Annotated in this window: 4 protein-coding genes and 1 pseudogene; all 5 read right to left on the bottom strand. The window is 56.8% G+C overall.

The window, feature by feature from the left end:
- Positions 1-421: 421 nt before the first annotated feature.
- Positions 422-682 (bottom strand): PAAR domain-containing protein, encoded by a 261-nt coding sequence (locus AACY31_RS28100; protein WP_339483769.1) that lies wholly within the window; start codon positions 680-682, stop codon positions 422-424.
- Between the two features lie 168 nt (positions 683-850).
- Complete coding sequence (locus tag AACY31_RS28105) at positions 851-1,570, bottom strand: hypothetical protein (RefSeq protein WP_339483767.1); 720 nt, start codon at positions 1,568-1,570, stop codon at positions 851-853.
- Between the two features lie 5 nt (positions 1,571-1,575).
- A pseudogene (locus AACY31_RS28110) lies at positions 1,576-3,348 on the bottom strand (RHS repeat-associated core domain-containing protein); the annotation flags it as partial.
- A complete protein-coding gene (locus tag AACY31_RS28115; RefSeq protein ID WP_339505556.1) occupies positions 3,317-3,835 on the bottom strand; it encodes a hypothetical protein in 519 nt (172 codons plus the stop codon). The pseudogene AACY31_RS28110 and the gene AACY31_RS28115, both read right to left, overlap by 32 nt.
- The coding region (locus AACY31_RS28120) for a type VI secretion system Vgr family protein (RefSeq protein ID WP_339505557.1) at positions 3,828-6,084 on the bottom strand (2,257 nt) is incomplete at its 5' end. The genes AACY31_RS28120 and AACY31_RS28115, both read right to left, overlap by 8 nt.

Genomic DNA, 6,084 nt, shown 5'->3' on the forward strand with positions numbered 1-6,084 from the left:
CGAAGTGTTCTTCGGTTTTGTCGGGGTGGATCAGTCGCACCAGTTGCCCGGCGCGGTACTCGTAGGTGGTGACGTGACCTTCGGCATCGGTGAAGCGGCTGAGCTGGCCGAGTGCATCGTAGTCCCAGTGGCTGACCTTGCCTGAGCAGTCGGTGTAGCGGATCAGTTGGCCGTCTGCGTTGTAGGTCAGTTGTTTGGCGCCGCCGTTGGCATCGGTGATGACTACTGGGAGGTTGTCGCTGTTGTAGGTGTACTGGCTTTTGTTCTCCAGCGGATCGATGGTTTCGATGATGTTGCCGCGTTGATCGTAGTCGTACTTCCACAGGCCGCCTTCGGCGTCGCGGGTTTGAAGTTGGCATAGGCATTGGCGCGATCAAGTCAATGCCGGTGTTGTCCGGTTGTTAAAGAGCGGGGTTGCCGGTCAGCGGTGAACGGCGCTGCGGGAGCCGCTGGCGATCAGGGTGGCGCCGCAGGTGGTCTTCATGCCATCCAACGCCACGGGAATGCCGTTGACTGAATAGGTGCTGCTGCCTTCGGCAATCGGGAAGGGACCTTTGCATAAGGGGCACATCACCATGTGGCCTTTACCGGCCATGGGCTTGCCGTTGAGGTTGGTGTGGGGGATGGATTCGGTGACAACGCCGCCGTGGTCGGTAAGGTCGCCAAGTCTAATTATCGGCATCATGGGTACGATTCTCTGTAGTTAAAAATGGCTTGACGTCATATTCATTACTTAGTGTCGTTTAGTGCGCTGTTTCAGATGAAAATGCGTGGACATTGCGCGGTGCCGGATTTGCACTACTTGCCCTCCGTTGCTCTGAATTTTACTCGCTAGTAAAATATTTAGTTGCTAAATTGATTGCATGATTCGCTCAATTTCTCTTGCGGCGGCTGAATTGCAACTTTCAAGTTCTGCATATGCTTCTATTTGGATGAATTTTTTTATGATTGAAAAGCTATCTTCATCGAGATTTTTTTTCCAAAGGCGCAGGTAATCAAGCTGAGTGGAAAACTTCTCTATCTTGATGAATGTCAAGTATGGCGCTTCGATTATTTCATCCATTAGTGACATGATATATCGATCCCATGTCGATTTAGAATTTAGCCAAGCGTCCTCCCATTCAAAACCGTGTGATTCACGGTTCAGGCCAAGCGGTTCAATAATTGATACTATATCAATTATTTCAACTGTTATAGGGTTTTTGAAGTCGTCTGTGTCAAGCCAATACATTCGGGTTGCAACTGATCCTATTGCATTGGTTGCTGAGCTAATTTCATCGGAAATGCCCGCCAGAGTTTCATAAAATAGATTGATTTTATGCGTTATCTCTTTGGGGGCTCGATGATCCTGGATTCTCTTAAAGAAAAAATCTCGAGTATTATTTATTCGCTCAGGGGAAAAGTTTGCGCACAGGTAATAGTTGTTTCCTCCATGGACTATCTCAGGTATTGCGTCGCGTGCTGCCATTTTAACTATTTCGACATCTTGTGGGGTGAATTCAAAAAATAGTTCGCTTGTAAAACAGTCTGTGCTTATTAGGAAAAGTATATCGTCAAATAATGCGGTCATTTTTATCATCTCGTTGGTCTGGTTGGAATGGCTAAGCTGGCTGCTCTAGAAGCTGAGCTAGGGATTTTGTAATGCTTGTTGCAGCCGCCCTCGTTAAAGTTTCGGATATCATTGTTAAGTCCGGCTTTTAGATCGTTTGCCGCTTTAACATGTCCCTCCCAAGAACCCTTTCCAGCTAAGGCACCATAACTTCGCGCTTTGTCCATGGTTGGTGCAAAACCATATAGGTTGTATTTGTCCTCTTGTAAGTCTTCTATTCTTTCAAGTAGGCCGCGATTGCCTGTGATTTCCTTGCGTCCTAAGGCTTTTGCATAAATTTTCGATAACAGTACTTTACATTTGGTCTTGTCATGGCAGGGCGTGCATGCTGTGAGTCCGATGGGGTCAACCCAGTTAATAGGGTTCGACGCATAGTGATGGACATTCAAACCACCAAGAAATCCAATTGGATCCTTGCCAATAAATCGCCCTGCCTGGGGATCATAGTACCGATAGCGGTTGTAGTGCAGCCCGGTTTCCACATCGAAGTACTGCCCCTGAAAGCGCAGTGGATTGCGGATGTCGGTACGTTTGGCGGTCTCGCTACGCTGTTCCTTGGCCAATCCCCAGGCTTTGTAGACTCCAGCCCAGGCGATATCGCCGTGCTCGTCGGTCAACTCCATCGGCGTGCCAAGGTGGTCGCATTGGTACCACGCCACGGCGTTGAAGCTCACCGGTTTAGGTTTGTGCTGCCAAACCGGATCGCGGTCGATGTCGTAAGCGCCCTCATAGACTGGCTGGGGCAGCAGTTGGATACTGCGTTGTTCCACAGCCTGCGCCACTGGCACAAAACTACCCGGCTCGAAAAAGTAGTGGGTCAGGCGTTCGCTCTTGTCATTGTTTCGGCTCTCAAAAGCCAGCACATCGCCGTCCCAGCCATAGATCGTGTAGCCGCAACCGTACTGTTCGTCGAGCTTGGCACGTTCCAGCTTGTTCCACATTGGCCCGGCTTCGCGGCGGTCGTGGTACTTGGCTTTGGACAGTTTGAACAGCCGCCGGCCCAGGGCGTCGTAGGCAAAGCTGACGGTCAGTCGGTCATCTGCGTAACCGATCAGGCGGTCGTACAGATCCCAGGTGAAGGGGGATTTTTTGCCGTTGTGCAGGCGTTCCTTGAGGTTGCCGCGTTCGTCGTAGCTGTAGTGGGTGCCGACGTAGTCGCGCAGCAAGTTGTCCAGCAGTTTGTTCGGGACATATTGATTGGGACGCCGCGGTGCCTGGGGATCCAGCAGATTGCTGGCCGGGTCAAAGGCGAAGGTCTCTTCGCCGCTGATGGTCTGGGCGGCAAGCAGGCGACCGAGCGGGTCATAACGGTAGCTGAGCGCGCCGCGCCGGGTGTCGTCGATGCGGGTCAGTTGGCCGGCGGCGTCGTGCCGGTAGTTGCGTACCACCAGGCGTTGGGCGTCGCCGCGTTTTCCCAATGCTTGTTCCTGCAACTGGCCGTTGGGCGTCCAGGCTTGCCGTTGTTGCAGGCCGTTGCCCTGGTCGCGGGCGATCTCGCGGTGCAGGTTGTCACGTTGGTAGCTGAGTAGTTCTTGGTCATCTACTTTTAGCGCCAGCAGATGACCGCTGCCATAGGTCAACCAACTGACGCGGTGGCCATCCGGGCGAGTGGTGGCGATACGCTGGTTGAGGGCATCATATTCATGCTTCCAGACGGCTACATGCGGTTCCTGCAAATAGCGCAGGTACTGGTGCTCACGGGTGTTGTTACCGGCACGGTCGTAGAACCATTGCAATTTTTGCCGCAAAATCTTTAAGGATGTTCTGCAGGGTGCTCTGGACTTTGTTAAGGGTTTCCTCAAGATCTCCAGGGCAAATGTTTGCCAGGGCGTTTTCAATTGAAACTATAAGAGCTTGCGCAATGCCGTCCTTGGGGCTGGTTCTGACCGCTTTTAATGCGGGGCGCATAACTGCGCGGGCTGGGCCAATGGCGGGGATCGGGACTATTGCAAACAGATTGATGCCAAGGCTCACCCAGTTAAAAATGTCGGACCTGTATTCGCTGTTGCCTCGTGCGAGCCCGATGATGTCACCAACGGCATCGGTGGCTGCGAATATTGATCCGGCAACCGGCAGCATTTCTCCGACCGTAATGACCGCCCGCCAGTTGACAACATCGCCGGTGAGAGTGGTGAGCCATTTGGCCAGCATTTCTGTGCCTTCTACGACATCCTCTTCGGTAAACGTGTTCGTGGGAGCAACCACTCCGCCACATCTATTATCCATTGTGGTTCTCCCTTTCCTTGAGTTGTGTGTTCAACAGCCCACCCATTGGTAATGGCATGAGCTTTTGGATGGCCGTACCACTCAACTCTTTGGTGAGGGAGGCAGGGCTGGGCGGGGTGTTTTTTGTAGTGCTGGCTTCTGCGGCGAACAGGCTGTTTAAAGCCTGTTGCATTGCGGTAGCGGGTGGGCGTGCGCCAGCTTTGGCGTGAGCTGATGAGTCTTGATTGTCAAAAGGGGCAGCGGATGCGGTCTCTGTTTTATCGCGACCAAACAGCACCTTGACCGGACCCGGTGCCAACCCTGCTACGGCCGCAAAACCATTGCCATCCAGCTTGCCCTTGATGACCTTGCCCAGGGCATCTTCAACCTGGTACTCCGCGCCCTTGAACGCATGACCATTGGCATACTGCTGAAACAACTCCAAATTCCCTTTCCCGGCCTTGGGCTCCTCTGGAAACGCCGCCGCCTGGCTCTTCGCTCCCTTGTAAATGAAGTCCGTGGCGTGCGCCGTGTACAACCCACTGGTGGCATGAGTAATCCCACCCGCGTTGTAGGTGGTGCTACTCCCCGCCGCCTGAATCACGATCTCTTCCTTGGCACTCAACGTAATGCGCTCAGCCGTCACGGTGACCTTAAGTTTGGCCAGCAGGTTGATGTTGTCTTTCAACGCCCGGATATCGATATCCCCGGAGGCCGCCACCAACCGCCAGCCCAGGCTTTGCACAAAGGTGCGCACACCACGGCTGGCGCTAAGCAGCAGGCGTTTGCCAATGGCCAGGCTGGTGTGGCCGCCGCTGCTCAGGGCCAGGTGTTCGCCGCTGGCGATGTGGGTCGATTGCGGGGTGCTGCTGGCGATGCCGGCCGGGCTGTGCAGCACCAGATGGGGTTCGGCCAGTTCGGGGTATTGGTTGGCGCTGGGGTTGCCGCCGGTGCCACGGATGGTGCTGTGTTGGGCCTTGAGTGCGTCGGCGACTTCGCCCTGGTCGCCGCTTTCCTGGGCCAGGTGATCGCGGGCTTCGCTGGCGAAGGTGGCGTGGTGTTGGCGGGCGGTGTCGAGTTGTTCGGCGGTTTCCGGCAGGTCGGTGTGGTGTTCGGCGGCGCGGGGACGCAGTTGGGTGGTGAGCAGCAGGCCGCCGCCGGCGCGCAGTACGCCGTGGGCGTCGGTGCGCAGTTCAAAACCTTCGCCACGCGGCACGCCGCCGCCGGGGCGCGGGTGGGTGAGGTAGCCGAGGGTGAGGGCGCTGGCCTGGTGGTCGCTCATCAGCGCGGCGCTGATTTGCCCGGTGGTGTCGTCCAGGCGCAGTTCGTTGTGGCGTTCGCCGTGCAGTTCTTTGCTGCGGATCGGGCTGAGGGCCTTGAAGTCCGGCAGTTTGTACGGCGAGCGGTTGATGGCGTGGTAGCTGCGGCCGATGATCAGGGGCTGGTCGGGATCACCTTGTACGAAGCCGACCAGCACCTCCTGACCAACCCGGGGCAGGGCGACGTGGCCCCAACCGGCACCGGCCCAGTTGTGGGTGACGCGCACCCAGCAGGAGCTGCGGTCGTCGTCCTGGCCTTCGCGGTCCCAGGGAAATTGCAGGCGCACGCGGCCGTGTTCGTCGCAGTAGATTTCTTCACCGGGCGGGCCGACCACGGTGGCGATCTGCGGGCCTTCAATGCAGGGCTTGGGACGCGGCGGTGCTTGCCACTCGACGCTGTCGGGAATCAGCGTGGCGGTGAAGCTGTAATGGGTGCCCACCTGGCTGCCGGCGGCTTCTTCTTCCATCGCGGTGTGCTGGCGGCCGACATGTTTGATGGCAACGGCGCGCCAGCCGATGTTGAGGTCGTCACGCGGATGCCCGGTCAGATCGAACGCCAGCCCCGGCACCAGGCGCGCATCGTCGCCCGTGACTTCGGCGGTGCGCGCATCACCGCGCAGGCCTTGCAAGCGGGTCTGGGTGAAGGGCTTGCCGGCGTCGTCATGTTTGTACCGGCCGGGATAGTCGTAGCGTTCGTAGTCGGGGCTTTGGTGTTCCAGTTGGCGCGCCTGTTCGTGCTGCTCCAGGTTGTAGCGTGGGTGGGTGAAGGTGTAATCGCGCTGGGTCTGTTGGGCGCTGCGCACCTGCTCGCGGTAGGTGAAACGGTGCAGCGCCGGCTGGGCCTGATCGCCACCAGGGTTGGCCTCGTACACCAGCGGTTCGCCCTCGATCACACCGAAGCTGGCGATATGGTCGGCCTGGATCAGTTGGTGCCCACCCTCGCTGTGCTGG

This window comes from Pseudomonas sp. RL_105y_Pfl2_101 (assembly GCF_963970585.1).
Taxonomy (GTDB): domain Bacteria; phylum Pseudomonadota; class Gammaproteobacteria; order Pseudomonadales; family Pseudomonadaceae; genus Aquipseudomonas.

Excerpts from the sequence above, each read along its gene's own strand:
- AACY31_RS28105 (WP_339483767.1), bottom strand. The coding sequence starts at position 1,570 with ATGACCGCATTATTTGACGATATACTTTTCCTAATAAGCACAGACTGT.
- AACY31_RS28115 (WP_339505556.1), bottom strand. The coding sequence starts at position 3,835 with ATGGATAATAGATGTGGCGGAGTGGTTGCTCCCACGAACACGTTTACC.
- AACY31_RS28100 (WP_339483769.1), bottom strand. The coding sequence starts at position 682 with ATGCCGATAATTAGACTTGGCGACCTTACCGACCACGGCGGCGTTGTC.